The organism is Cedecea selenatireducens, assembly GCF_042138895.1.
In the GTDB taxonomy this organism is placed as follows: Bacteria; Pseudomonadota; Gammaproteobacteria; order Enterobacterales; family Enterobacteriaceae; genus Cedecea; species Cedecea selenatireducens.
Map to the genome: position 1 here is coordinate 439585 of NZ_JBHIKW010000001.1, position 23838 is coordinate 463422.

General features: G+C 54.7%; 26 protein-coding genes, 1 tRNA gene, 1 pseudogene and 1 other annotated feature (1 of these 29 only partly in view). Of the genes and pseudogenes, 11 read left to right on the forward strand and 17 right to left on the reverse strand.

Annotated features, from left to right (window positions below; translation table 11 throughout):
• Positions 1–83 precede the first annotated feature (83 nt).
• Positions 84–159, forward strand: a tRNA-Asn gene (locus ACE38U_RS02090).
• Between the two features lie 104 nt (positions 160–263).
• On the opposite strand, the gene ACE38U_RS02095 is transcribed toward ACE38U_RS02090, so the two are convergent.
• Together ACE38U_RS02095 and ACE38U_RS02100 are read right to left on the reverse strand one after the other, a co-directional pair.
• A complete protein-coding gene (locus ACE38U_RS02095; RefSeq protein WP_176982030.1) occupies positions 264–452 on the reverse strand; it encodes a helix-turn-helix domain-containing protein in 189 nt (62 codons plus the stop codon).
• Positions 449–1096 carry a hypothetical protein gene (locus ACE38U_RS02100; RefSeq protein ID WP_176982029.1) on the reverse strand — a complete coding sequence of 216 codons (648 nt, stop codon included), beginning with the start codon at positions 1094–1096 and terminating at the stop codon, positions 449–451. The genes ACE38U_RS02095 and ACE38U_RS02100 overlap by 4 nt, the downstream gene beginning before the upstream one ends.
• 320 nt (positions 1097–1416) lie before the next feature.
• On the opposite strand from ACE38U_RS02100, the gene ACE38U_RS02105 reads away from it, so the two are divergent.
• Both ACE38U_RS02105 and ACE38U_RS02110 read left to right on the forward strand, forming a co-directional pair.
• On the forward strand, positions 1417–1872 hold the full coding sequence (locus ACE38U_RS02105; protein ID WP_176982028.1) for a GNAT family N-acetyltransferase: 456 nt from the start codon (positions 1417–1419) through the stop codon (positions 1870–1872).
• A gap of 17 nt (positions 1873–1889) precedes the next feature.
• Positions 1890–2068 (forward strand): annotated as a pseudogene (locus tag ACE38U_RS02110) (helix-turn-helix domain-containing protein); the annotation flags it as partial.
• Between the two features lie 65 nt (positions 2069–2133).
• On the opposite strand, the gene ACE38U_RS02115 reads toward ACE38U_RS02110, so the two are convergent.
• Together ACE38U_RS02115 and ACE38U_RS02120 are read right to left on the reverse strand one after the other, a co-directional pair.
• Positions 2134–3261, reverse strand: coding sequence for a DNA alkylation repair protein (locus ACE38U_RS02115; protein WP_176982027.1), 1128 nt, complete (start codon positions 3259–3261; stop codon positions 2134–2136).
• Positions 3262–3346: 85 nt separating this feature from the next.
• Positions 3347–4090, reverse strand: a complete 744-nt coding sequence (locus tag ACE38U_RS02120) for a Crp/Fnr family transcriptional regulator (RefSeq protein WP_235212888.1) — start codon at positions 4088–4090, stop codon at positions 3347–3349.
• 218 nt (positions 4091–4308) lie between these two features.
• Here ACE38U_RS02120 and deoD point away from each other — a divergent pair, with 218 nt between their 5' ends.
• On the forward strand, positions 4309–5022 hold the full coding sequence (gene deoD, locus ACE38U_RS02125) for a purine-nucleoside phosphorylase (protein WP_235212943.1): 714 nt from the start codon (positions 4309–4311) through the stop codon (positions 5020–5022).
• Positions 5023–5044: 22 nt separating this feature from the next.
• Positions 5045–6571 (forward strand): purine-cytosine permease family protein, encoded by a 1527-nt coding sequence (locus ACE38U_RS02130; protein WP_176982026.1) that lies wholly within the window; start codon positions 5045–5047, stop codon positions 6569–6571.
• A 17-nt stretch (positions 6572–6588) separates the two neighbouring features.
• Here ACE38U_RS02130 and ACE38U_RS02135 read toward each other — a convergent pair whose 3' ends face one another.
• Positions 6589–7488, reverse strand: coding sequence for a LysR family transcriptional regulator (locus ACE38U_RS02135; protein WP_038481401.1), 900 nt, complete (start codon positions 7486–7488; stop codon positions 6589–6591).
• A gap of 110 nt (positions 7489–7598) precedes the next feature.
• On the opposite strand from ACE38U_RS02135, the gene ACE38U_RS02140 reads away from it, so the two are divergent.
• Both ACE38U_RS02140 and ACE38U_RS02145 read left to right on the forward strand, forming a co-directional pair.
• On the forward strand, positions 7599–8975 hold the full coding sequence (locus tag ACE38U_RS02140) for an MFS transporter (RefSeq protein ID WP_375529067.1): 1377 nt from the start codon (positions 7599–7601) through the stop codon (positions 8973–8975).
• Between the two features lie 3 nt (positions 8976–8978).
• On the forward strand, positions 8979–9353 hold the full coding sequence (locus tag ACE38U_RS02145) for a DUF4440 domain-containing protein (protein WP_176982023.1): 375 nt from the start codon (positions 8979–8981) through the stop codon (positions 9351–9353).
• Between the two features lie 46 nt (positions 9354–9399).
• On the opposite strand, the gene proR is transcribed toward ACE38U_RS02145, so the two are convergent.
• The 3 genes from proR to fusA form a co-directional block, all read right to left on the reverse strand.
• Positions 9400–9702, reverse strand: coding sequence for a transcriptional regulator ProR (gene proR, locus ACE38U_RS02150; RefSeq protein ID WP_038481391.1), 303 nt, complete (start codon positions 9700–9702; stop codon positions 9400–9402).
• Positions 9687–10061, reverse strand: coding sequence for a type II toxin-antitoxin system RelE/ParE family toxin (locus ACE38U_RS02155; protein WP_038481388.1), 375 nt, complete (start codon positions 10059–10061; stop codon positions 9687–9689). Before ACE38U_RS02155 ends, proR begins: the two co-directional genes overlap by 16 nt.
• Positions 10062–10275: 214 nt before the next feature.
• A complete protein-coding gene (fusA, locus tag ACE38U_RS02160) occupies positions 10276–12378 on the reverse strand; it encodes an elongation factor G (protein WP_375529068.1) in 2103 nt (700 codons plus the stop codon).
• Between the two features lie 192 nt (positions 12379–12570).
• Between fusA and ACE38U_RS02165 the strand changes: the two genes are divergently transcribed.
• Entirely contained in the window at positions 12571–12879 is a 309-nt protein-coding gene (locus ACE38U_RS02165; RefSeq protein WP_038481382.1) for an ArsR/SmtB family transcription factor, read from the forward strand.
• Between the two features lie 154 nt (positions 12880–13033).
• Here the strand turns inward: ACE38U_RS02165 and ACE38U_RS02170 are convergent, their stop codons facing one another.
• From ACE38U_RS02170 to dacD, 5 genes are all read right to left on the reverse strand, one after another.
• Positions 13034–13369, reverse strand: a complete 336-nt coding sequence (locus ACE38U_RS02170; protein ID WP_038481379.1) for a DUF496 family protein — start codon at positions 13367–13369, stop codon at positions 13034–13036.
• Positions 13370–13543: 174 nt separating this feature from the next.
• Positions 13544–14602, reverse strand: coding sequence for an FUSC family protein (locus ACE38U_RS02175; RefSeq protein WP_038481376.1), 1059 nt, complete (start codon positions 14600–14602; stop codon positions 13544–13546).
• 155 nt (positions 14603–14757) lie between these two features.
• A complete protein-coding gene (locus ACE38U_RS02180; RefSeq protein ID WP_375529069.1) occupies positions 14758–15192 on the reverse strand; it encodes a VOC family protein in 435 nt (144 codons plus the stop codon).
• Positions 15193–15204: 12 nt separating this feature from the next.
• Positions 15205–15669: a DNA gyrase inhibitor SbmC gene (sbmC, locus tag ACE38U_RS02185; RefSeq protein ID WP_375529070.1), complete on the reverse strand. Its 465-nt coding sequence runs from the start codon at positions 15667–15669 to the stop codon at positions 15205–15207.
• Positions 15670–15822: 153 nt separating this feature from the next.
• Positions 15823–16989, reverse strand: coding sequence for a serine-type D-Ala-D-Ala carboxypeptidase DacD (dacD, locus tag ACE38U_RS02190; RefSeq protein ID WP_375529071.1), 1167 nt, complete (start codon positions 16987–16989; stop codon positions 15823–15825).
• Positions 16990–17241: 252 nt separating this feature from the next.
• Here dacD and ACE38U_RS02195 point away from each other — a divergent pair, with 252 nt between their 5' ends.
• Positions 17242–18393, forward strand: coding sequence for an acyltransferase family protein (locus ACE38U_RS02195; RefSeq protein WP_375529131.1), 1152 nt, complete (start codon positions 17242–17244; stop codon positions 18391–18393).
• 76 nt (positions 18394–18469) lie between these two features.
• The gene (sbcB, locus tag ACE38U_RS02200; RefSeq protein ID WP_176982421.1) at positions 18470–19897 is read left to right on the forward strand and encodes an exodeoxyribonuclease I; all 1428 of its coding nucleotides are present in this window, start codon (positions 18470–18472) and stop codon (positions 19895–19897) included.
• A 62-nt stretch (positions 19898–19959) separates the two neighbouring features.
• Here the strand turns inward: sbcB and ACE38U_RS02205 are convergent, their stop codons facing one another.
• The 4 genes from ACE38U_RS02205 to ACE38U_RS02215 all read right to left on the reverse strand — a co-directional run bounded on the left by ACE38U_RS02205 (position 19960) and on the right by ACE38U_RS02215 (position 23532).
• Positions 19960–21324 carry an APC family permease gene (locus ACE38U_RS02205; protein ID WP_038481358.1) on the reverse strand — a complete coding sequence of 455 codons (1365 nt, stop codon included), beginning with the start codon at positions 21322–21324 and terminating at the stop codon, positions 19960–19962.
• The gene (yoeI, locus tag ACE38U_RS22445) at positions 21314–21376 is read right to left on the reverse strand and encodes a membrane protein YoeI (protein WP_494545903.1); all 63 of its coding nucleotides are present in this window, start codon (positions 21374–21376) and stop codon (positions 21314–21316) included. Before yoeI ends, ACE38U_RS02205 begins: the two co-directional genes overlap by 11 nt.
• Before the next feature lie 375 nt (positions 21377–21751).
• Positions 21752–22666 carry a LysR substrate-binding domain-containing protein gene (locus ACE38U_RS02210; protein ID WP_375529132.1) on the reverse strand — a complete coding sequence of 305 codons (915 nt, stop codon included), beginning with the start codon at positions 22664–22666 and terminating at the stop codon, positions 21752–21754.
• A 38-nt stretch (positions 22667–22704) separates the two neighbouring features.
• Positions 22705–23532, reverse strand: a complete 828-nt coding sequence (locus ACE38U_RS02215) for an SDR family oxidoreductase (RefSeq protein ID WP_375529072.1) — start codon at positions 23530–23532, stop codon at positions 22705–22707.
• A gap of 200 nt (positions 23533–23732) precedes the next feature.
• Between ACE38U_RS02215 and hisL the strand changes: the two genes are divergently transcribed.
• Positions 23733–23783 (forward strand): his operon leader peptide, encoded by a 51-nt coding sequence (hisL, locus tag ACE38U_RS02220; RefSeq protein WP_126358378.1) that lies wholly within the window; start codon positions 23733–23735, stop codon positions 23781–23783.
• Positions 23759–23838: a sequence feature (His leader region), on the forward strand (it continues 43 nt past the right edge of the window). (Overlaps the previous gene by 25 nt.)

Consider the following 23838-nt stretch of genomic DNA (forward strand, 5'->3'; position numbering starts at 1 on the left):
GTTTCTGCAAACGCACCGCACCGTGAGATTTTGCCTTTGACAAGCCCCTGAGCCGCCGCTAATATTCGCCCCGTTCAAACGATTCCTCTGTAGTTCAGTCGGTAGAACGGCGGACTGTTAATCCGTATGTCACTGGTTCGAGTCCAGTCAGAGGAGCCATATTCGAGAAGCCCGCTTAAGGAAACTTAAGCGGGCTTTTTGCTTTTGATGGTTCAGGAAAAAGCGCTACCTGCTGCCACCAAGCTCGGCGATCACCCGGATTCTTATGCTCTCAAATCTTTTATCAGGTTAGGGTTACGCTGCAATAATGACAGGAGCTTTAAGGCCGTGCCGTTTGGCTGGCGTCGCCCCAACTCCCAACTCTGCACCAGCGCAACCGAAGTCCCGACCGCATCAGCAAATTCGGCACGATTGATACCCAAACTCTCGCGTAATGCTTTAACGTCAATCATGAGGTCTGTTCTGCGGCTGGCAATGGCATTACGCTGATAATCGCCAGGCGGTTTTGGTAGTTATCATCATCTCCCCAAAGCCACTCTGTTACCTGCCCTATTTGCTCAGGCGTTTCTATCTGGCGCAGCTCGCAAGAGATCATGTCATACCCATACACGAATTTATTTGCCGCCAGCGCTTCATACAGCCGCGTTAACCAAAAGTTTTGCCCCTGCTGCGTCTGGTGGCGGTCAGTTATCACCACATTGTAATTTTTCAGCAAATACAAGGTAAACACTTTACCGGCCAGTCCCTGCAACGCAGCATTGTGCACTGGGTTTGGTGTACGCCATACCAGAATCTGCGTCACGGGCAAATGGTTCAGGAAGGCATCCGGCTGGATTATTACGCGGTTGTAATAGACCACCTCGCGCAACAGATGGTTGATAACCACTAGCTCGAAATGCTCAAAAGGAACGGCAGGCAATCGGTTATCAATACGCACAAGCTGATAGCCTGGCGGCAGAGAAATAGCCGCAAGTTCGATTGGCGTCATGGTCGGCACATTGACGATTGCCTCAAAGAGCTCCTCATTGCTGATACGCATGTTGAGTTGGGCAAACGTTTGTTGCACTTCTGACGGCTTGAACAATTGTTTTGGCATTGTCTTTTCCCTGTTGATTTAAAGAACACCTTATCATGTACCCTGTACGCGGCTCAACTGCCCTCATGAGACAAAATGCCGCCAGGCGAATCCATAACAGCGCTGCTGTAGTGCGAACGAGTGATATTTAAGAAGTCAACTGAAAGAAACTTAAGCGGACTTTTGCTTTTGATTCTTTGCTTCTGCTTTGAGCGAACTGCGGATGTTGTGCTTTAGCGCTAACGGTTCAATCTTTGGAAGTCAGCTCGATTCAGTTCGGATCATTTCTCTTAGACAATGCTAAGGTTAAGCCTCCCTAAAGTATCTGTGCAGGTGTCAAAGTGAGCATTTCAGCGATACATGAATGGCGGATGAATGATTTTCTGATTAGTACTGACAATGCAAAGTTGAACATACAGGCTGTGCATCAGTATTTGACAAGATCCACATGGGCAAAAGGTATCGATCTGGAAACTGTCACCACTTCAGCAGCGAACAGCCTTAACTTTGGCATTTATCATAATGAATCCCAGGCAGGATTTGCACGTCTGATAACGGATTATGCAACTTTCGCGTATCTTTGTGATGTGTATGTACTTGAGGAATACCAGGGCGACGGGTTAGGAAGATGGCTTATGGAATGTATTCATAGCCACCCGGTGTTTGAAAAGCTTCGCAGGGTCTTGTTATTCACAACAACTGCGCCCTGGCTTTATGAAAAATTTGGCTATGAACCGGTGAATAAGAAAAATTACGCGTGGGCTATTACCCGGCCTGATATCTATAACAATAGATAAAAGCAAACATAAAAAGCATTTCACTCTGCCCGGCCTCAGTTCTTTTGAGTGTACAAGGTCCGTTTTTGGCGGCGGTGTATCGTAAAGCTGGGCTGGCGTCTTTTACGCTGGCAAATGCGTTAAAGCGCGCTGGCCTAAAGGGGAAAGGCTTATTGCCGATGCGTTAGGCGTTGCCCCTGAGCAAACCTGGCTGTCGGCCAACGTAAGACTAAAGAGCAGTAAAACTGTCGCCACCCGCAAACCGCCGGTGGCGAATACTTGCTATAAATCCAACGCCCACTCCTCTCCCCCAAGCACCTTTCCGTTGACCTGGATCTCAATCAGTTGCACGCCGGGGTAATACTGGCGGGTGGTGATTTTCTTCACCGCGTGCTTTTTCTCTATGGTGACCGTGCCTCCGGCCGGGAGTTCGAACGCGCGGAGCTTGAAGACCTTCGGGGCGGTGCTGCCGTTGGCTTTCATAAAGTGCAGCACGTAATCGACAACGATATTTTGTGGAGCGTCGCTGGTTGAGCGCAGGCTGACCTTAAATTCCAGGTTTCCTCCGAGGGCGATGGCTTTTTGCCTGATGGAGAAGGCATCCAACGCGACGTCCGCGCCGTGCTGCACGCCGATCAGCGCCAGCGCGTCCGGGTGACCGTTCTTAATTAAGGTGCGCAGCGAGTGGCGGGTTATCCACGCGACTTTTTTTACCTCTTCACTGCCGGACTGTTTCGCCTGCTGCTGCCAGCTTTGCAGGAGCTGAATTACGTAGTCCGGGTGATCTTTGGTGATGTCGTTCAGGTGGTTGGCCACGCTTTTTCGGACGTACAGCTCCGGGTCGAACTTCAGGGCATCCAGAATCGCGCGTGTTCCCGCCGGGTCTTTGATAAACAGATGCAGCTTTTCGCCCCACGGCACGCGCGGGCGTGTGCCTTCCGAAGCCCAGCGGCGAAGGTCCACGCTTTCGTCCTGCGCACATTTGAGCAGAAAGCGCATGGTTGCGTCAGGATCCTGTTTTATAAAAGGCCTCACCGCCCATTCGGCGGTAAAACAAACGGTGACCACTTTCAGGGCTTCGAGGGAAATTTCCGGCTGGTCCAGGCCATAAACCTGAATAAACTCCGCGAAGGGCCAGACGGCAAAACCGCGAAGCTTATTCTCTTTTAATACCGAAACCACCACGCCCAGTGCCGCCGGGTAGTCCTGCGGCAGCTCAGCCGCCAGCGCGTCGCGGATGGTCTGGACCCTGGCCTTCATCTCCAGCTTATCCAGCTTCTCTGCTTTTTTTAGAAAGGCATCGACGTTAAAGGCGGGATAGTGCTGCGCGATTAAGTTCGCAATTTCCTGCAAAAGCGCATGATTAAAAGCATGCTTAAACGCGTTCTGATTTTCGACGGACTCACTCACAGCCCTACTCCCTTGCGGATGATGTATTGCCGGAGTCTATCACCGTTTTTTCCCGGTTTTTTAGCCGTTTGCTACATAAATTTTGCTAGCCAATGCGCCCTGGATGGGTCAGCACCTGGCGGAATTTCTCTATGTCGCAAATCACGTACTCATGGGCCACTTTCTGAATGTACTGCTCTTCTATCAGTTGATTAATGACGCGGCGGTAGGTTCTTTCGGAGCAGCCAAAACGTTCGGCCTCGCGGGACACCTGCGAGAAGTCCACCAGCGGCTTGTTCTGCTGATGGCGTTCATACAGGTCGGCCACGATGTTAAACACCAGCGGCTGCAGGAAGCGTTCCATGGTTCTCGCCATTCCGCGCTGGTAGCTGGTGGAAAGCAGCTGGCTGAGCCAGACGCCGACTTCCGCGTGGCTGGTCAGGATGGTGTCCATCATCGCCAGCGGGATGACTTTTACCGCCATGGTGTCGTGGGCCACGACCGAGAACTGGCTCGGCGTGTGGGTAAGATATTCAATTTCGCCGATGATGGTATCGCTGACGAAGCGTTGCCCCAGGCTGAACGCTTTCCCGTTTTCGGCGTTGTAGTGCATGGTGTACTCGCCGAGCGTTATCCAGTAAAGCGCTTTGATCTCTTCGCCCTGACGCAGAATAAATTCGTCGGGGCCGATCTCTTTGGTTTTAAGCGGCGCGGCGTACACGGCATCGCGCAGGATCTGGTGCCCGCGCTGAGCGAACTGCTGAATAATATTCATGGTGTTGTCGCTCTCCGGCAGGGCTGCCACGCAGCAAAATAAGGTCACTAACTCGTCAAGTATTGCCTGTTTCACCAGACTCTGCGGTGAAAAAGGCGGCTGAGATTAACTATCGTCCCTCGGTATTGTCAATACTCCGCGTTTTACTCATCCCTTGCCAGCCCTGGCGTTTCTCTTTTCTTGCCAGGGCAAAAATCAATTTTGTGATCGCCGTCAGTCCGGTCGGACATTTGCCTTTTTCTGCAAGCGACGGGGTTTCTATCTTAGCGGCATGAAACCAGCCAGGAGATCGTCTGATGACGCCACATATTAACGCCAACCCAGGCGACTTTGCCGAAACCGTGATCATGCCCGGCGACCCGCTGCGCGCGCAGTACATCGCGCAGACTTATTTAACCGATGCAAAGCGCGTGTGCGATACCCGCAATATGTTCGGCTTTACCGGCTACTACAAGGGCAAGCGTCTTTCCGTGATGGCGCACGGGATGGGCATTCCGTCCGTTTCGATTTACGTCCATGAATTGATCAACGCGTTTGGCGTTAAGCAGCTTATTCGCATCGGCACCTGTGGCGCGGTGGATGAAAGCGTGGATATGCGCCACGTGATTGTCGCCACCGGCGCGGGGACGTCCTCTTCGGTAAACCGCGACCGCTTTGGCGGCTATGACTACGCGGCCGTGCCGGACTTTGACCTACTGCGCCGCTGCTGGATGGCGGCTGAGCAAAATAATATTCCGACCCAGTTCGGCAACACCTTCACCAACGACCTGCTGTACGACAAACCCGAAGGCATGCTCCCTGCCCTCAAAAAGATGAACATCCTTGCGGTGGAAATGGAAACCTCGGCGCTATTCACTATCGCCGCGCAGTACCGCGCCAAAGCCCTGAGCCTGCTAACGGCCTGCGTAAGCAGCGTTACGGGTGAAGAGCCGACGGCAGAAGAACTCCAAAACACGTTAGACAAAATGATTGAGCTCGCTTTAGAAACCGCAATTCTCTGCGATTGATTTCTCCCATAAGGGTTCTCCGATGACAAACTCTACACACCAGCCGGCCTCTGGCGGCATAAAAGTTGAATCAAACGGCGTCAATGCCGTGCCCGAAGCTGAACGTTACGGCAAACCTTCGGGGCTGTTCCCGATTTGGTTCTCCTGGAATGTCTCCATTCTGGGGATGACCTACGGGATTTACGTTTACTCGCTGGGCCTGAGCGTCTGGCAGTCTATCACCGCCGGGATTCTCGGCTACCTGCTTTCCTGCTGCCTGGTCGGCGTGCTGGCGGTGGGCGGGCCAAGAACCGGCCTGCCGACGCTGACCCAGACCCGTTTCTGCTTCGGCTATCATGGCAATAAATTCCCGACGCTGTTTGCCTATATCTCCAACATGGGCTGGAAAATCACCATTATTACCCTCGCCTCGTCCACCGGCGCGGCGCTGTTTGCCAAACTCTGGCCCGCGGCGTTTGCGCTGGCGGACGGCAAACCAACGCTGGTCTGCATTCTCGGCTGGTTTATCGTCAGCCTGGCGCTGACCATGTCGGTCGCCATTTATGGCCACCAGCTGATCATGAAGGTCGAGAAATACATCGCGTGGCTGACCGGGTTTATGAGCATCATTTTTATCTTCCTGATGCTGCCGCACATTCACTGGGAAAAGCTGGGCCAGAGCGCCGCGCACGGCGACCTGCTGACCTGGATCGGCGGCGTGGTGATGGCGATGACCATGGTGGGCCTGGGCTTCCTGAACTACGGCGGCGACTTCGCGCGCTATCTGCCGAAGAAAACGCAGGCCTCAAAAGTGATTTTTTGGACGACAACGGGGATTTCCCTGCCGGTAAGCATTCTGCTGGTGTTGGGCGCGTTCCTGGCCGACAGTAACCCGGAGCTGGGCGCAGCTGCGGCGCAGTCGCCTATCGCCTCGCTGACTAACCTGCTGCCGTTTTGGTTCTACGTACCGTTTTCCATCGTGATTATCGTTTCGCTACTGGCGGCTGCGATTACCGGCGTGTACAGTTCCGGCCTGGCATTACTGGCGCTGGGCATTCCCGCCAGCCGCGCCACGACCACCACGCTGAACGCGGCCATCATAGGCTTCGGCGCGTTCTACCTGATGTTTATTTCTGACTCGTTCCTCGCGACCTTCCAGTCATTCCTGGCCTCTATCTCGGTGGTGATTGGCTCCGCCGGGGCGATTCAGCTGATCGACTTCCTGCGCCAGAAGCGCCTGGGCTGGGATGTGGCGATGGCGAACAAGGCGGGTTTTGGTGGCAGAGATGGCCGCTGGACGGCGCTGCTTTCGCTGGGCGTGGCAACGTTTGTGGGCCTGGGCACGATTACCTCGGGCGACCCGTATATCGCGCATGTGGTCGGTTTCCTGCTGACGGAAGAGACCCGCCATAGCGTCTTTGCCACCGCGAACCTGGGTGTGATTGCCTCGATGCTGACCGGCGGCGTGATGTATTCGCTGCTGACCTTCGGCCTGAAGATTGGGCTGCCGGGGATCTCATCTGCGCCAGCGGCTGTAACCTTGCAGGGCAAGGCTCAAAAAGCTTTGTAAGCCTAAAAACGGACCCGCTAAGCGGGTCTGTTACTTTCCCAGTCCTGTAAAAAATCTATCAGCGCACGCACCTTCGCCGGAACGTGCCGGGTATTTGGGTAAACCGCATAAATCCCCTGGGAGGGGAAACGATATTCAGGCAGTACGTACTGAAGTTCACCGCGTTCTATCGCGTTTCGCACCAGCCATTCGGGCAGTAAACCCACGCCGCAGCCCTGCACCACAAAGGCCATTAGCGCTGCCGCCGTGTCGGTCATAAAGCGTGCTGGCCCGGTAATCGTAAGATCTCGCGTTTCCTGGTCACGCCCAATAACCTGCCATTCTCTCGGCGTTGGCAGCCGACGATGAATAACCCATTCCGCTTCGGCCAGGGCTTCCAGACTGCCGATCGGGTTGCGTTCGATCCACTGCGGGGCGGCAACTGCCACAATCTCAAAGCGCTCTATCAGCGCGGCGCGGTAAGAGGAATCCACCAGCTTGCCGAGGCGGATAGCAACGTCAAACTGCCCGGAGATCAGGTTAACCGGCGCAGAAGAGGACTCATGCCGGATAGTCAGCCCGGGATGCAGCCTGCCGAAGGCGCTCAGGGCGGGAATGACCTTTGCCTGGCCGTATTCCGGCGTCGTCGAAATACTCAGCTCGCCCGAAAATCCTCCGTGGTGCCCCTGAACGTCTTCAACCAGCGCTTCGCTTTCTCTTAAGAGCTGTAAAGCACGCTGGTAAAACACCTCGCCCGCCTGGGTTAACGCCACGCGGCGCGTGGAGCGCACGAGAAGCGAAACGCCAAGCTCCGCCTCAAGCTGGCGAACGTTAAAGCTTATCACCGCCTTAGTTTGCTGCGCTGATTGCGCCGCGGCGGTAAAGCCCCCGGCCTCCACCACGGCCACAAACTGCGCCACTCGCTGTAAGTTCAGCATGCTAATTCGCCTGATTATCAAATTATTTTTGACAGTGTATCAGCCGCAACAGGATTTATCCGCCCGGCCGAACCTGCTGAAATCACCTTTTCTTTTTCACGAGAACCGTCATGCCTTACCGCTACAGGGTTGCTGCCGTTTATCTGCTCGGCTTTTTTCTCGACCTGATCAATATGTTTATCTCCAACGTCGCCTGGCCTGAAATGGGCAGGGAGCTTAATGCGCCGGTCACCGAACTGGCGTGGATAAGCCACGGCTATCTTTGCGGCCTGACGCTGGTTATTCCCTGCAGCGCGTGGCTGACGCAGCGCCTGGGCGCCAAACGCCTGTTTATGCTTTCACTTGCGCTATTTACGCTGGGTACGCTGGCATCCGGCCTCGCGTCCGGCCTCGAGGCGCTGGTCGCCGCGCGTATTCTGCAGGGCGTTGGCGGCGGGCTGCTGATCCCCGTTGGCCAGGCGCTGACCTGGCAGCTTTTTGCGGTGCACGAGCGGGCCAGACTTTCATCAGCCATTATGCTGGTGGCGCTGCTGGCTCCGGCGCTTTCGCCAACGGCGGGCGGCCTGCTGGTGGAGTCTTTCGGCTGGCGCTGGATATTTTTGTCGAGCCTGCCGCTGGCGCTGCTAACGTTAATGCTCGCCGGGCTGTGGCTAAAACCCACCGGGCAACAAACTCCCCGCAGGCCGCTGGACGTCAAAGGGCTGATACTGGGATCTGCCGGACTGTTTGCTATTTTGTTGGGCGTCACCCAGGCCGGAAACCCGGCGGCACATTTATCGGCGCTGCTGTTACTGGCCTCCGGCACGCTTATTCTGTGGCTGTTCGTTCGCCGGAACGGCAGGCACCCTTATCCTCTATTCAGCCTACCGCTGCTGGCAGACCCGTTGCTGCGCTACGCGATGTTCGTTTACCAATGCATTCCGGGCATTTTTATGGGCACCAGCCTGGTCAGCATCGTCTATCTGCAAACTCAGCTGAGCCTGTCCGCCACCCAAACCGGCATGCTGATGCTACCCTGGGCGCTGGCCTCTTTTGTCGCAATTTCGTTTACCGGCAAGATGTTTAACCGCCTCGGCCCTCGCCCGCTGATTACTGCCGGAGGCTTACTTCAGGCTGCAGGGATCCTGCTGCTGGCGCAGGTCAGTTCCGGCGAGCAAACTCCGCTGCTGGTGGGGGCTTATATTCTGATGGGCCTGGGCGGGAGCCTTTCCAGCAGCACGGCGCAGAGCACCGCTTTTATCTCCATAGCTTCTGAGGCAATGCCCGAAGCCAGCGCGCTGTGGAACATTAATCGCCAGCTAAGCTTTTGCTTTGGCGTGGCGCTGCTGAGCCTGCTGCTGGCCGTATTACAGGGGTTGATGCCCGCCCCTCGCGCTTACCTTTTTACTTTTAGCCTTGCCGCCGCCGGGACGCTTGCCCCGCTGGCTTATCATCTGCGGCTGAATAATCAGCACATTAAAAATCAACTTATCCAAAAGGAGCACTGAGCGATGAATATCTGGTTTAAAGAGGTGATCGACGCCCACGTTGCCATTGAGCATTGGCTTGGCGCGGGCCAGGGCGAGCTGGAGGCGCTTTTGGCACGCTTTTCTGACGATTATTCGATGATCGCGTTGAGCGGTACAAAGCTGGATTACCCGGCGCTTTGCGGCTTTTTCAGCGCCAGCGGCGGCAGCCGTGAAGGGCTGGCAATTGAAGTCGATAGCCTTACTCTGCTGGACGAATGGCAGTACGGTGCCGCCGTGCTTTACCGCGAGACGCAGACCCTGAACGGCTCGACTACCGGGCGCTGGTCTACCGTTATCTTCCGTCGTGAAGGTGAACAGGTGCTGTGGCGTCACTTGCAGGAAACCGGGCAGGCATAGATTACCCGGCGGAGACGGCATAGGCCGTCTTCCTGCCCGAATAGCTTTAGAGCGCAATTTTAAAGTGAGAGCCGTCCGGTAGCTCAACATCCAGCTGAACCTTGCCGCCCGCCGCTTCGACGTAGCGTTTGAGTGAAGATAGCTTGATATCACGTCCTTTTTTTTCCATTTCGGCAACGGTCGGCTGCTTCACGCCCAGCTTTTGCGCCATCTCGTTCTGCGTTTTCCTTACCCGATCGCGTAGCTCAGCCAGATGGATATTCAGCAGCATTTCATCGGCCATGGCCTGCGCGGCGGCGACAACTTCTGGTTTTTCCGTGGCAAGTAGCTCTTCTAGTGTTCGACCCATTCTATCTGCTCCTTTTCCGTTAACTGTTTAAGGTGAGCTGCAAATTCCTTATCGGCCCGAGGAATCATGACATCATAAAATCGTTTCTCGTTTCCGGCCTTATTGCCAGCACACAGCAGGATGGCGCAACGTCTTATATCAAAAGCGAAAAATAGCCTTAATGGTTCGCCTCTGCACTGAACGCGCAGCTCTTTCATGTTGGCGTATTGCGAACCTCTCACCGTGTCTGCGTAAGGCCTGCTTAGTAAAGGTCCTCTGCTCTTCAGCAACACCATTGATGCGATGACGCTGGCTTTGATTGCATCATCCGATGCCGTAAACCAGGCATCAAACGTATCCGTCATTTTTATCGACCACATACGACATCCTTTTCACTATAGGTTAAATACTATATAGGCACAAGACTATATCGGGGAGTATCTGTGTAAAAATGAAGCGGAACATGGCTCTGATTCAGAATGACCGAGCGGCCTTCAGGTATTTTTTGACGTATACGGGATGTTGCAGAGCGGATGGGAACTAACTCGCAGATAAAAAAATGGGCGAGATAACCTCGCCCATTTTGAGTACAGCTTAAGCTTTTACGCGGCTGGCGATAATGTCGTCGGCCACGTTGCGCGGCGCTTCAGCATAGTGATGGAACTCCATGCTGTAGGTCGCCCTGCCCTGAGACATAGACCGCAGCGTGGTGGAGTAGCCAAACATCTCCGCCAGCGGAACATCGGCCCGGATTATCTGGCTGCCAAAACGTTCTTCCATGCCCTGCAACATGCCGCGACGGGAAGAGAGATCGCCCATGATGTTACCGGCGTACTCTTCTGGCGTTTCCACCTCAACGTGCATGATCGGCTCCAGAATAGCCGGATCTGCCTTGCGTACGGCGTCCTTGAAGCCAAAGATCGCCGCCATTCTGAACGCCATTTCCGAAGAGTCGACGTCATGGTAAGAGCCAAAGGTCAGCGTGGCTTTGATGTCCACCACCGGGTAGCCGGCCAGCACGCCGGTGTTCATGGCTTCGCGCAGGCCTTTCTCCACGGAAGGAATGTACTCGCGCGGGACCACGCCCCCTTTGGTCGCATCTTCAAACACAAACCCTTTCCCCGGCTCCTGCGGCTCAAGCGTCAGCACCACGTGACCGTACTGCCCTTTACCGCCGGACTGGCGCACAAATTTACCTTCAACATCTTTCACCGCCTTGCGGATCGTTTCACGATAGGTAACCTGAGGCCGACCGATGTTCGCCTCCACGCCAAACTCGCGCTTCATGCGGTCCACGATGATCTCCAGATGGAGTTCGCCCATGCCGGAAATAATCGTCTGGCCGGATTCCTCGTCCGTATGCAGTCGGAAAGAGGGATCTTCTACCGCCAGCCGCTGCAGTGCGATACCCATTTTTTCCTGATCGGCCTTGGTCTTCGGCTCGATAGCGAGTGAAATTACCGGTTCTGGAAACTCCATACGCTCAAGGGTTATCACCGCATTCGGGTCGGTTAGCGTATCGCCCGTGGTAACGTCTTTCAGCCCTACGCAGGCCGCGATATCACCGGCGCGAAGTTCGTCTACCTCATGTCTGTCGTTCGCGTGCATTTGCACGATGCGGCCAATACGCTCTTTTTTGCCTTTTACCGGGTTATAAACCGAATCGCCTTTACGCAGCACGCCGGAATAAACACGGATAAAGGTCAGTTGGCCAACGTAAGGATCGGTCATCAGCTTGAAAGCCAGCGCCGAGAACGGTTCGTCGTCGTTGGCATGGCGTTCAATCGTCTGGCCCTTTTCGTCCACGCCCTGAATAGAAGGAATGTCGAGCGGGGAAGGCATCAGCTCAACAACCGCATCCAGCATGCGCTGTACGCCTTTGTTTTTGAACGCGCTGCCGCACAGCATAGGCTGTATTTCCCCGGAGATGGTACGGGCACGCAGGCCGGTAACGATCTCCGCCTCGCTCAGCTCGCCGGTTTCCAGGTATTTGTCCATTAGCTCATCGTTGGCCTCCGCCGCAGCGGACACCATTTTTTCCCGCCATTGTTGTGCGGTTTGCAGCAGATCTTCAGGCACCGGCGCATAGCTGAACGTCATACCCTGGGTTGCGTCGTCCCACAAAATTGCGCGCATTTTGATCAGATCCACCACGCCGGTGAAGCGTTCCTCCGCACCAACGGGGATCACAATCGGCACCGGGTTAGCCTTCAGGCGGTCAATCATCATCTGCACCACGCGGAAGAAATCGGCTCCCGGACGGTCCATTTTGTTAACGAAGGCCAGCCGCGGTACGCGGTATTTATTCGCCTGTCGCCACACGGTTTCGGACTGAGGCTGCACGCCGCCCACGGAGTCATAAACCATTACGGCGCCGTCGAGTACGCGCATGGAGCGCTCCACCTCAATGGTGAAGTCCACGTGTCCCGGCGTGTCGATGATGTTGATACGGTGCGGTTCAAAACCGCGATCCATACCCGGCCAGAAGCAGCTCACCGCGGCGGACGTAATGGTAATGCCGCGCTCTTGCTCCTGAGCCATCCAGTCTGTCGTTGCTGCGCCATCGTGAACTTCGCCCAGTTTGTGGCTCATGCCTGTGTAAAACAAAATACGTTCGGTCGTAGTTGTTTTACCGGCATCAATGTGGGCGGAAATACCAATGTTGCGATAGCGTTCGAGAGGGATGGGTCGGGGCATGATGTGTCCTTAGTCTTTTTGACTGTTAAGCGACGGCCAGGATGGCCGCCCAATTTGTTCGCCATCATAATAGTACAACTGTACGAGTATATTCGAACAATTTGAGCTATCGTTAATCTCGATACAGTCGAAGTCCGGCAAGTTTGTTATAGTAGCCAGCCGCCGTGCCGTAACCGCCGATACAGGAAGAGTATGATCGCCAACCATCCCGAACGAGAACAAATCCGCCTTGAAAATGTCCTTTTTGCGCTGGGTAACCCGCTGCGACTGGGGATTGTTAAATCGCTCGCCGGTGGCGAAGAACTTACCTGCGGCGCTTTGCGTCAGGACGTAGCGAAGTCGACCATGACCCACCACTGGCGCGTATTGCGCGATAGCGGCGTGATTTGGCAGCGCCCTCAGGGACGTGAGAATCTGATTTCGTTGAGGCGTGAAGATCTGGACGCGCGGTTTCCCGGCCTGCTGGAAACCTTACTGCGGGTTATGGTGAACGAGGCATAAAAAAACCGCCCATGAAGGCGGTTAGATTGATGGCAAACCCGAGAACATTATTCATTGTTTTTATTAGACCTGGGTTCGGTCTTTTTTAGAGCAATGAACTTTGTCAGCAGCCTCACCACCGCCCATGAAGGCGGTTATTTTAGATTCACTGAAGTTATTCAGCTTTGGTATCGGCTACTTTCTGCTCGCCCATCACTTTCAGCTTCTTAGAGATTTCACGACGCTCTTTAGACAGCTCGGCGTTTTTGATGATGTAGTCATCCACGCGGTCTTCGTAGTCGGTTTTCATGCTGGCGATAATGCCCTGCACCGCTTCGATGCTCATGCCCGGCTTGATGTAGTCGCTCAGGTTATCAAGCAGCAGCACACGCTTCTGGTTGTCACGGATCTTTTTCTCTACGTCCTGAATTTCACGCTGCAGTTTGTTTTTACGACGGAACAGACGAACAAACTCCAGAACGTCCTGGAAGGTAGGTTTGATATTTTCCATTTTTACACCCCTGCTAAATTGGTACTCGGATTCGTTAAGACAACCGCCATAACCTTAGTCGTCGCGGTTGACGATGACAATTTTTTTGTCAATCTCACTGACGGGCTGGCCCTATCTTAACCTCAATTTCTGCTGAATCGAAACAAGCATTGTCATTTCTGCACTTTACGCGCGCTATTTGCGCAGCGCCCGGCAAATAAGATGCGACAGCAGCTCAAGCTGGCGGGCCAGTTCGAGGCTAAGCCAGACGTAGCCATGAATCGGCGTCTCCTGCAGCGCGCTTCCCTTACCCTCTTCCATCAGTTGCCGTAGCTCCAGAACGATTTCATTCAGCTTTTCAGTGTTGGCAGCGATTGGAGAAGGATTTCCTTCATGCAATGCCTTCGCAATGGCCGCCAGCGTTCGCTGCGTCATCTGCTGCGTGTCGCGCAGCGTATGGGCGTTGATCATCACGAAATGGCTGGCCCGCGTTGCCCAGTAGGCGTTTATCTGCAGCTCGAGAGTACAGACCATGTTGCGGTTGATGGTCTGAATGGCTTCAAAAACCGACTTCTGAATGCGGGTTTCTTTGCTGGCAGGGCCAATCAAGGCACGCATTTTAACAACGTCATTGAGGATCTTCTGCAGCGGTTTTTCCAGCCGCGGGCGGTCCACGAGGTTTGGCGAAAAACCGGCGGTATAGACCTTACCGAACGCCTGCACGAAGGTCGCCATCTGGATGCGCCAGTGAATAAACGCGCGCTGTGGGTAAACGCTGGTGAACAACATTGCCAGAAGAGAGCCAAAAATAACGTCGCCACTTCGCCACAGCGCAATCTCCATGTCGCCCGGAGGCGCTCCCACGACCACCGAGAGCGTGATGCCGATAAGCAGAGCCTGGTATGGGCGTTTGCCGAGTGCCAGATAGCCGCACAGGAACATTGCCAGCCCGCACCAGATAATCATCAGCGGCAGAGAGAAAAGCTCAAGCTTGAGGGCTATCAGCCCGATGGCCGCCCCAAAGATGGTGCCGCCAATACGCTGGAAGGCGCGAGGCACCACGTTTCCCCAAAAGGAGATAGGCCCCATTACCACCACCAGCGTGATCAGCGGCCAGGTCCCTTCCGGGATCTGCAGCAGGCGAACCAGAACAAACGTCAGCACAAAAGCAAGGGCGATGCGTATACCGTGGGCAACGCGATAGTTGCGGTAAATACGGATCTCAAACGGGGTCAGTGATTTGTCGGGACGCACACCCGGCTCTCCGAAAACAAAAAAGAAATTGTACCCGTTTTTCTCATAAAGAAATCATAAAGCCTCGGAGCGCAGGGCTTTTACGCGGGATATTTCATGTTTCTTTGCTGAATATCAGAAATGGGGCGGCAACCTGCCGCCCAGGTTGACCGACGCTAACGCAGCCAGGGGGTGACCGTAACCCCAACCAGCAAACCTTCAGGGCTCAGCAGGCGTGACAGCGTTTGCCCCCAGGGCTCCAGGCGGTTATCCACCAGCATTTTGTAGCCTGACTGCTTCAGCACCTCCGTCGCCTGCCCGACGTCTTCCACTTCAAACTCCACCCAGCTTTGTGGCGCGCTAACGTCTTCAGGCCAACTGCCCACGCCAAAACAGGATTGTGCCGCCTGAGCCAGCGGCCAGAGGGCGAAATGTTTCACGCCGTCCAGCACGCCGTTCTCCGTTGCCAGATAGTCTTCGTTGCCTTCCATAGCCTTCAGCGGCAGGCCAAGCACCTGCTGATAAAATCCGGCGCTTGCCGCCACGTCACGCGGGACAGGGCCATAACCGGCAATGAATAACACCTTTAACCCTGCGATAGCTTCCGTCATGATTTCCTCCTGTCAGGCTTTAGCGACCGGGATATACATATCAATTTCCCATACGCCGGTTGCAGACCCGTCGTTCAGGTAGATTTCATAGCAGGGTTTTCCGGTTAACCGATAGCCGCCGTCGGCCTCTATCTGGTCGAAGAAGGTTTCCCAGGCCTGCTGGAAAGCTTCATTTTCCACCCTGGCATGACCGATGGCGTAGGTATCGGCCTCGATAGCCGTGACGATTACGCCTTCGCTGTTCGCCGGAACCTTGAAATCATCAGAAACGCCGAGCACGGTGTCAACGCGGAGCTTTTGCGCCGGAACGACATCGGGATCGTCGTAGTAAACGGCCAGCCATTCTCCATTCAGGCTGTGGGTTTGTGCCCACATCGCCAGCTGACCAAAACCCTGCGGAACCGTGGTTTCCCAAGGCCCGACCAGATGAAAGCCGGCCACTTTTCGCGCCGGAACGTGCTGAACTTTAAATGTCATACTGCCTCCACGCTGATGAATAAATGCACTGTACGTTTATACACTATAGCGTTTATGGCGTCGGCACAAGCTGCCAGTTTTGGGAGCTGTTTCGCAAGAAACCGGGACAAAAAAGCCGCGCAGGAAGCGCGGCTCAAGAGCGTGGTAAATGGATTAAAGCGTACGGCTGATGAAGTCGCCGAGACGTGAAAACACCCCGCCTTTCTCTACCGGCGTGAGGTTCACCAGCGGCCACTGGGAGATAAGCTTGTCGCCATCGAACAGCTGAATCTCGCCCACCTGAGCATTGGCTGCCAGCGGCGCCTCCATATCCTGCTTGCTCAACACATATTTGGCCTTGATGTTGGAGACTTCAGCTTTAGGCAGCGCCAGAAAAACGTCCTGATCCGGGCCAACGCTGATGTCAGGCTTATCGCCGTACCAGATGTGCTCGCTGCCGATGGCTTTGCCTTTTTGTAATACCTGCACGGTGTCGAAGTTATCCTGCCCCCAGTGCAGCAGTTTGCGGGCCTGCTCTTCGCGCCCTTTTGAGCTAAGGCCGCCCATAATAACCGCAATCAGTCGGCGCTGGCCGAGCACGCTGGAGGCGATAATGTTGAACCCGGCGCTTTCGGTATGCCCCGTTTTCAGGCCGTCAACGTTCAGGGCTTTATCCCACAGCAGGCCGTTACGGTTCTGTTGGGTAATGCCGTTCCAGGTGAGGCTGCGCTCGCTGTACATATGGTAGAACTGCGGCTCGCCGTGGATGATAGCGCGGGACAGAACGGCCAGATCATAGGCCGAACTGTGCTGCCCCGGCGCGTCCAGGCCGTGAACGGTTTCAAAATGGGTGTCATGCAGGCCAAGCTGCTCGACATAGTGGTTCATCATGGCGACAAACTGCTTTTGCCCGCCGGCCACATAATCTGCCAGCGCAACGCAGGCATCGTTACCGGAATCAATAATAAGCCCCCGACTTAAGTCACGTACGGTGACCCTGTCGCCCGGTTTAATAAACATCAGCGATGAGCCATCAAAGACCGGGTTGCCTTTTGCCCAGGCGTCTTTCCCCACCGTGACCACATCGTCCGGCGTGATACGTTTGCTGTCGATAGCACGGTCTACCACATAGCCGGTCATCAGCTTTGTCAGGCTGGCCGGATTACGCTGGACGTGCTCGTTACCTGCGGTCAGCACCTGCCCGGTGGTGTAATCCATCAGCACCCATGCGCCAGCCTGAACCTGCGGCGGCTGCGGCTGATGGGGGAAAATATCATCAGCAAACGCGGAGTTAACGGAAAGGGACAAAAAGCTCAGGGCAACAAGCAGGCGGGTTTTCAACGGAATATCCTCAAAGACTTAATTTACAGCGGCTCGTTTTACGGGAGTTCTTGTTAATTTGCTTCTTTAAATTGCAAGAAAATATGACATTTCATATTTGGTAATAATAATGAATGATATTTGTACGAATATATTCCTGCCGAAAGTTGCCCTGCGTTTATTCTGATATTCCCCGATTGCGCGACTTTCTGATTGTGGCGGCTTTGATTCATTTTTACTCTGACCGAAGAAAATACAGATATAGGTCATCTTATAGTGGAAAGTAAACGCTGGTCTCCCGAGCTGGAAGGGCTGCGCGGTCTGGCATCGCTCTGGGTTCTGCTCGGCCACATTTGTTTGCTGGTGCAATGCCGCATCCCCGTGCTCTACGATCCGGGCATGGGGGTTGATTTATTTATTTTGCTGTCCGGTTATTTGATGGCAAAAAATTATCAGGAACGACGGGTAAAAGAGCCGTGGAATAGCCCCAACACATTTCGCGTATTCTGGCTGCGTCGCTTCTTTCGCATCGCCCCACTCTATTATTTACTGCTGATAATTGCCCTGTTCTTTGGCGGCTGGTTTGGCGAAATGCGCGATATTATCGCCAGCGCCTGGCCGACTACCGCCACGGCAAGCAGCCGCTATGCCGACCATTCCGTTACTAACATTGTCAGCCACCTGTCGTTTATTTTCGGCCTGCTGCCCGAATACTCCTTCCGCACCGTATTGCCCGACTGGAGTATTGGGCTTGAGATGCAGTATTACCTGCTCTTCCCGTTCATCATGTTGCTGGTGATGCGCTACGGGTTTGCGGTCAGCGCCACGCTGCTGATGGTCGTTTGCCTGGCGGCGCGCTGGCTCTTTCCGGACTACTTCAACGCCTTCCCGATGCCGTCGATGATCCTGATAAAGCTGCCGCTGTTTATCGCCGGTATGCTGATATCTCACACGGTGATGCAGAGAAACCTGCGCTATTGCGCGCTGGCGCTGCTCGCCCCCGTCATTGCCTGGCAGATGCATATTGCGGAAACTCACCTGCGGCTGGCAGCGGAGTGCGTGATGATTGTTGGGATGACGCTGCTGCTCTGGCAGCATCAGGGCGAAAGCCGCCTGAGCCGGATGACAGACGCCCCGCGCAGGCTGCTCACCTGCCGGTTTAGCCTGTTCCTCGGGGACGTGTCTTACTCGGTGTATCTGCTGCACCTGATGCTTGTGATTCCCGTCATCGGCCTGCTGGTTCGCTACACCGCCTTTGCCCACCAACCTTCTCTCATTCGCTTCCTGATTGTGACGGTGATAGCGCTGCCGGCCGTCTGGCTGATTGCAGTGGTGCTTTACCACAGGGTAGAAAAACGCGGTATCGCGCTGGGTAAACGCTTGATTAGCCGCGTCGGGCTAAAGTCCCAGCGGGCCACATCTTAAACGCGCTTTTCCTTCTGATGAGCCAGCAGATGGTTTACCATTGAGCCAGAATACAACTAGCTCAATGGTAACTTCTGTGTCTGATTCTGCTCCCCTTGCTACATTTCTTTTTCACGATTACGAGACCTTCGGCAAAAGCCCTTCGCTGGACAGGCCGGCCCAGTTTGCCGCCATCCGCACCGACGGCGAATTTAACGTTATTGGCGATCCGGAAGTGTTTTACTGCAAGCCTGCGGATGACTACCTGCCTCAGCCAGAAGCCGTGATGATTACCGGCATAACGCCTCAGCAGGCGCTGGCTCGCGGCGAAAACGAAGCGGATTTTGCAAAGCGTATTCACGGTATTTTTACCGTGCCAAAGACCTGCGTGGTGGGCTACAACAACGTGCGCTTCGACGATGAAGTGACGCGTAATATCTTCTACCGCAACTTCTACGATCCCTACGCCTGGAGCTGGCAGAACGACAATTCCCGCTGGGATTTGCTCGACGTGATGCGCGCCTGCTATGCCCTCCGCCCGGAAGGTATCGTCTGGCCGGAAAACGAAGACGGGCTGCCAAGCTTCCGTCTTGAGCACCTGACGAAGGCTAACGGCATTGAGCACGCCAACGCACACGATGCCATGTCAGACGTCTATGCGACCATCGCCATGGCGCAGCTGGTTAAAACACGTCAGCCGCGCCTGTTTGACTATCTCTACAGCCACCGCTCGAAGCAAAAACTACAGACGCTGATTGATATCCCGCAGATGAAGCCGCTGGTTCACGTGTCCGGCATGTTCGGCGCACAGCGCGGCAATACCAGCTGGATAGCGCCGCTGGCCTGGCATCCCGATAACCGCAATGCCGTGATTATGGTGGACCTGGCCGGGGATATTTCCCCGCTACTGGAGCTGGACGCCGGCACCCTGCGCGACCGCCTGTATACGCCAAAATCCGAGCTGGGGGATAACGCCGCGGTGCCGATCAAGCTGGTGCATCTGAATAAGTGCCCGGTACTTGCCGTCGCCAACACGCTGCGGCCGGAAGATGCCGAGCGCCTCGGCATAAACCGCCAGCGCTGCCTTGATAACCTGAAAGTGCTGCGTGAGCATCCGGAAGTTCGTGAAAAAGTGGTGAGGCTGTTTGCCGAGGCCGAACCATTTGTGCCTTCCGATAACGTTGATGCCCAGCTTTACAACGGTTTCTTCAGCGATGCTGACCGCGCCGCAATGCGCATCGTGCTGGAAACTGACCCGCAGAATCTACCGGCGCTGGATATCACCTTTGCCGATAAGCGTATCGAGCAGCTGCTGTTTAACTACCGGGCGCGCAACTGGCCGGGCACGTTAAGCGAAGAGGAGCAAAACCGCTGGCAGCATCACCGCCGCGATGTGCTTTCTCAGGAAGCCCTGCAGGCCTACGCCCTTGAGCTGGAAACGCTGTATAACCAGCATGAAGGTGATAAAGAGAAACTGGCGTTGTTGAAAGCGCTGTTTGAATACGCGCAATACCTGGTCGGTTAACGCTTTTTACAGACAAAAAAAATGGCTCCCACCGGGAGCCATTCTTATTTCATCAAAACTGATTAAGCGATGTCTTCGTTGTACTGTGGAACCGGGTTACGGAAGCTGCGGGTTACGCAGGCAACGTAAATCAGACCGATTGCACCCCAAATCAGGCCGAGGATCATCGAGCTTTGCTCCAGATTAATCCACAGCGCGCCTACGGTCAGAGCACCGATAGTCGGCAGCACCAGGTAGTTGAAATGGTCTTTCAGTGACTTGTTGCGCTTTTCGCGGATCCAGAACTGCGAGATAACCGACAGGTTAACGAAGGTAAAGGCCACCAGCGCACCGAAGTTAATCAGCGCAGTTGCGGTTACCAGGTCAAAGTCGATAGCCATCAGCGCTACGGCACCCACCAGCAGCACGTTAAACGCCGGGGTACGCCATTTCGGATGAATGTAGCCGAAGAAGCGGTTCGGGAACACGCCGTCACGGCCCATCACGTACATCAGGCGAGAAACGCCGGTGTGCGCCGCCATACCGGAAGCCAGCACGGTAATGGTGGAGAAGATAAGCGCGCCAACCTGGAAAGCTTTACCCGCAACGAACAGCATGATTTCAGGCTGAGACGCGTCCGGATCTTTAAAGCGAGAGATATCCGGGAAATACAGCTGCAGGAAATAGGTCGACACGATGAAAATCATGCCGCCAATCAGCGCGGTCAGGAAGATAGCCCGAGGAATCACACGCTCGGCGTCTTTGGTCTCTTCAGACAGGTTGCTGATGCCGTCAAATCCGGTGAACGAGAAGCACAGGATAGTTGCCCCGGTAATCATCGGTGCAATATGGGCGTTTTCAGACCAGAACGGTTTGCTGCTTGTGAGAGTACCCGCGCCTTCACCCCCGGAAACGCCGTAAACCACCATGCCCATAATGACCGCAATCAGCACGATTTGCAGCAGCACGATGACGCTGTTGAAGTTGGCAACGGTTTTTACACTGCGCAGGTTAGAGACGGTCATAAAGCCAACCAGCACCACTACGAAGATCCACGAAGGGACGCCGGGTACCAGAGCTTCAAAATAGATTTTTGCCAGCAGGATGTTAATCATCGGCGCGAACAGATAGTCCAGCAGCGACGACCAGCCCACCATAAAACCGACCAGCGGGTTAATGGATTTTTGGGCGTAGGTATAAGCGGAACCCGCAGACGGGAAACGACGCACCAGCTTGCCATAGCTCAGCGCAGTGAACAGAATCGCCACCAGAGCAAAGGCATAAGCCGTCGGCACATGGCCATCGGTCATCCCGGAAACAATACCGAAAGTATCAAACAAGGTCATCGGCTGCATGTAGGCAAGGCCCATCATAACTACCGGAACCAGCGTCAGGGTCTTACGCAGACCTGGGCGGGTGTTTGCACCTGCGGTGACGTTAAGCGACATGGTTGTTTCCCTCAATAGAGAAAGCCTGCGCAAAAGCAAAAATCTGCCCCATCTGAATTTCCTCGGCGACACGACTGTCGTTTTTTAAAAGCTAGTATCTATCCGGTACGAAGCCCGGCCTCTTGGTTTTTTTGGCAAATGCCGTTTGTCTGACTTAATTGATTGCAAAAAAATAACCGACGTCTCTTAAACGTCGGTTAGTCTTCTATTTTTGCTGGCGCGTATTTTGCACCATACGGCGCCACAATGACAAGATGTTAAAGCCATCTTTGGCAATTTCTTTTTCAGCGTCTGGCGGAAGTAAAACCTCCCACATTCAGCACTGCAGAAGAAGATAGGCCTGTCCACGCGTATCACTGCTCTAACGTACTGCCTGGCTGACATTGAACATAGCCGCGCTATGCAAAAATCGCCAGTCATAAAGAGGCTATTTTTCTACCGGCATATACACCTGAGCAATGTGCTGGTCGCTGACGATTTTCTCACGCCACCATTCACTGGCGAGCCCGGCAGTTTGTTCATTCCAGCCAATCCACACCGGGACATAGGACACCTGCCCCGCGACCTGCTTTTCGACCAGCGCGCCGCTGTCGATATAACGCTGCGCCATATAGCGCGGCATATACCCGCAGCCAATGCCGCTGATTTGCAGTTCGAGCTTGGTTTTGAAGTCAAATACGGTGATGGCTTCCTGCTCTTCAAGCAGATGCATAGCTCGAGCAGATTCTATTCTGGAGGTGTCTCCCACCACCACGGCGCGCGACTGCTTGATTAATCGCCGGGGAAGTGGCTCCCCGGCCTTTGCCAGCGGATGATGCGGAGCCACAACAAAAACGATTTCCAGCCGGCCTAACAGAGTAAAGCCGAAACCGCTCAGCGAGGGTGGTTCGCTCATCGCCCCAACGATAATATCCGCCCGCCCTTGGGTGAGCGCTTCCCACGAGCCGCCAAGCACATCGTTGATGAATTTAAGGCGAGTCACGCTATAGCTTTGGTAGAACGCTTCGATTAACGGCGTAAGCAGAGAAAACGGAAAGGCGTTATCAACCCCAATGGTGAGTTCGTGCTCCCAGCCCTGCTGGAGCTTAATGGCCTGCTGTTCCAGTTCACGAACCGAGTGCAGGATTTCTCGCCCTTTTTCCAGCAGTAGCTGGCCGGTTCGCGTAAAACGCGCCCGATGACCGCTGCGGTCGAGAATTTGAATATTAAGGTCGCTTTCCAGTTTTTGAACGCTGTAGCTCAGCGCCGAAGGGGTTTTAAAAAGCTTTGCCGCCGCGGCAGCAAAGCTCCCTTCTTTATCCAGCGCATCGAGAATTATCAGCACGTCAAGCAAAGGTTTAATACTCACCCCCGGGTGCGCTTAGCACGCCGGGGCTGAACTTACTGCATCGGCATGACCAGCGGATTAGGATATTGATACTCGAAGCCTAGCTCATTACAGATACGGCTGCCGTCAATCAGCTTGCCGTGGCCGGTTTCGGCTTCTTTGCGGAACAGCGGCGCCTCCAGGCCAATTTGCCGGGCCATGTGCGAATAAAACTCTTCGCGCGTTGGGTGGGCTGGCGCGCAGAGATTATAGATGTGTCCGCCTTTCGGTGCCTGAAGCAGCAGCGTAATGGCAGCAATGACGTCTTCCAGATGCACCAGGTTTACGCCGTGCTGCCCGTTCGCAACATCCTTTTTCCCCGCCAGAAAACGCCCGGGGTGGCGTTCCGGCCCCACCAGCCCGGCAAGCCGGAGAATATCCACCGACGTCCCCGGCAGCTTGTGCAGCCAGTCTTCAAGTTCTTTAAGTACTTTACCGCTGGCGGTGACAGGCCGCAGCGGCGTCGTCTCTTTCACGTTCCCCTCGCCTTCGCCATATACCGAGGTCGAACTGGTAAAAATGATGCGGGGAACGGAATGCGCGAGCGCGCTATCGACAATTTCCTGCACCGCCTGAAGATAAAAGTCATCGCCTTCACCGCTGCGTCGGGCGGGAAGCGTGACCACTAATGCATCGACGTCCAGCAGCTCAGCCAGATCGTCACTGTCGCATACCAGTTCCGGCTGCAGCTGCAGCTGATAACTTTCAATTCCGCACATGCGGGCAGCTTCTACGCCATCCAGCGTCGTTTTGCTTCCGCTGACCTGAAAGCCCCGCGCTGACAATGAGAGCGCCAGCGGCATTCCCAACCACCCTAAACCGACTATCGCGACCCTTTTCATGCCTTGTCTCCTGACCTTGCAGCATTATCTTCTGACGAGTGAATTTAGCTCTCCGTTAAGGCTACGCCACCCAGGCAGAACTGACAATTCCCGCAGCCAAACAGAATATTAATGAACCGGAAAAAAACCCCTTGCACTCAACGCGTAATCTGGTTTACGTTAATTGGCACATAATGAATAGTCATTCATACGAGAATTTTATGACACGCGCTCAGTTTAAAAACCACCATCATCACCATCACCCTGACTAGTCTTTCAGGCGATTGGTGCTGGGAGACGAAAAGATCTTCCAGTGGTGCGTGAACG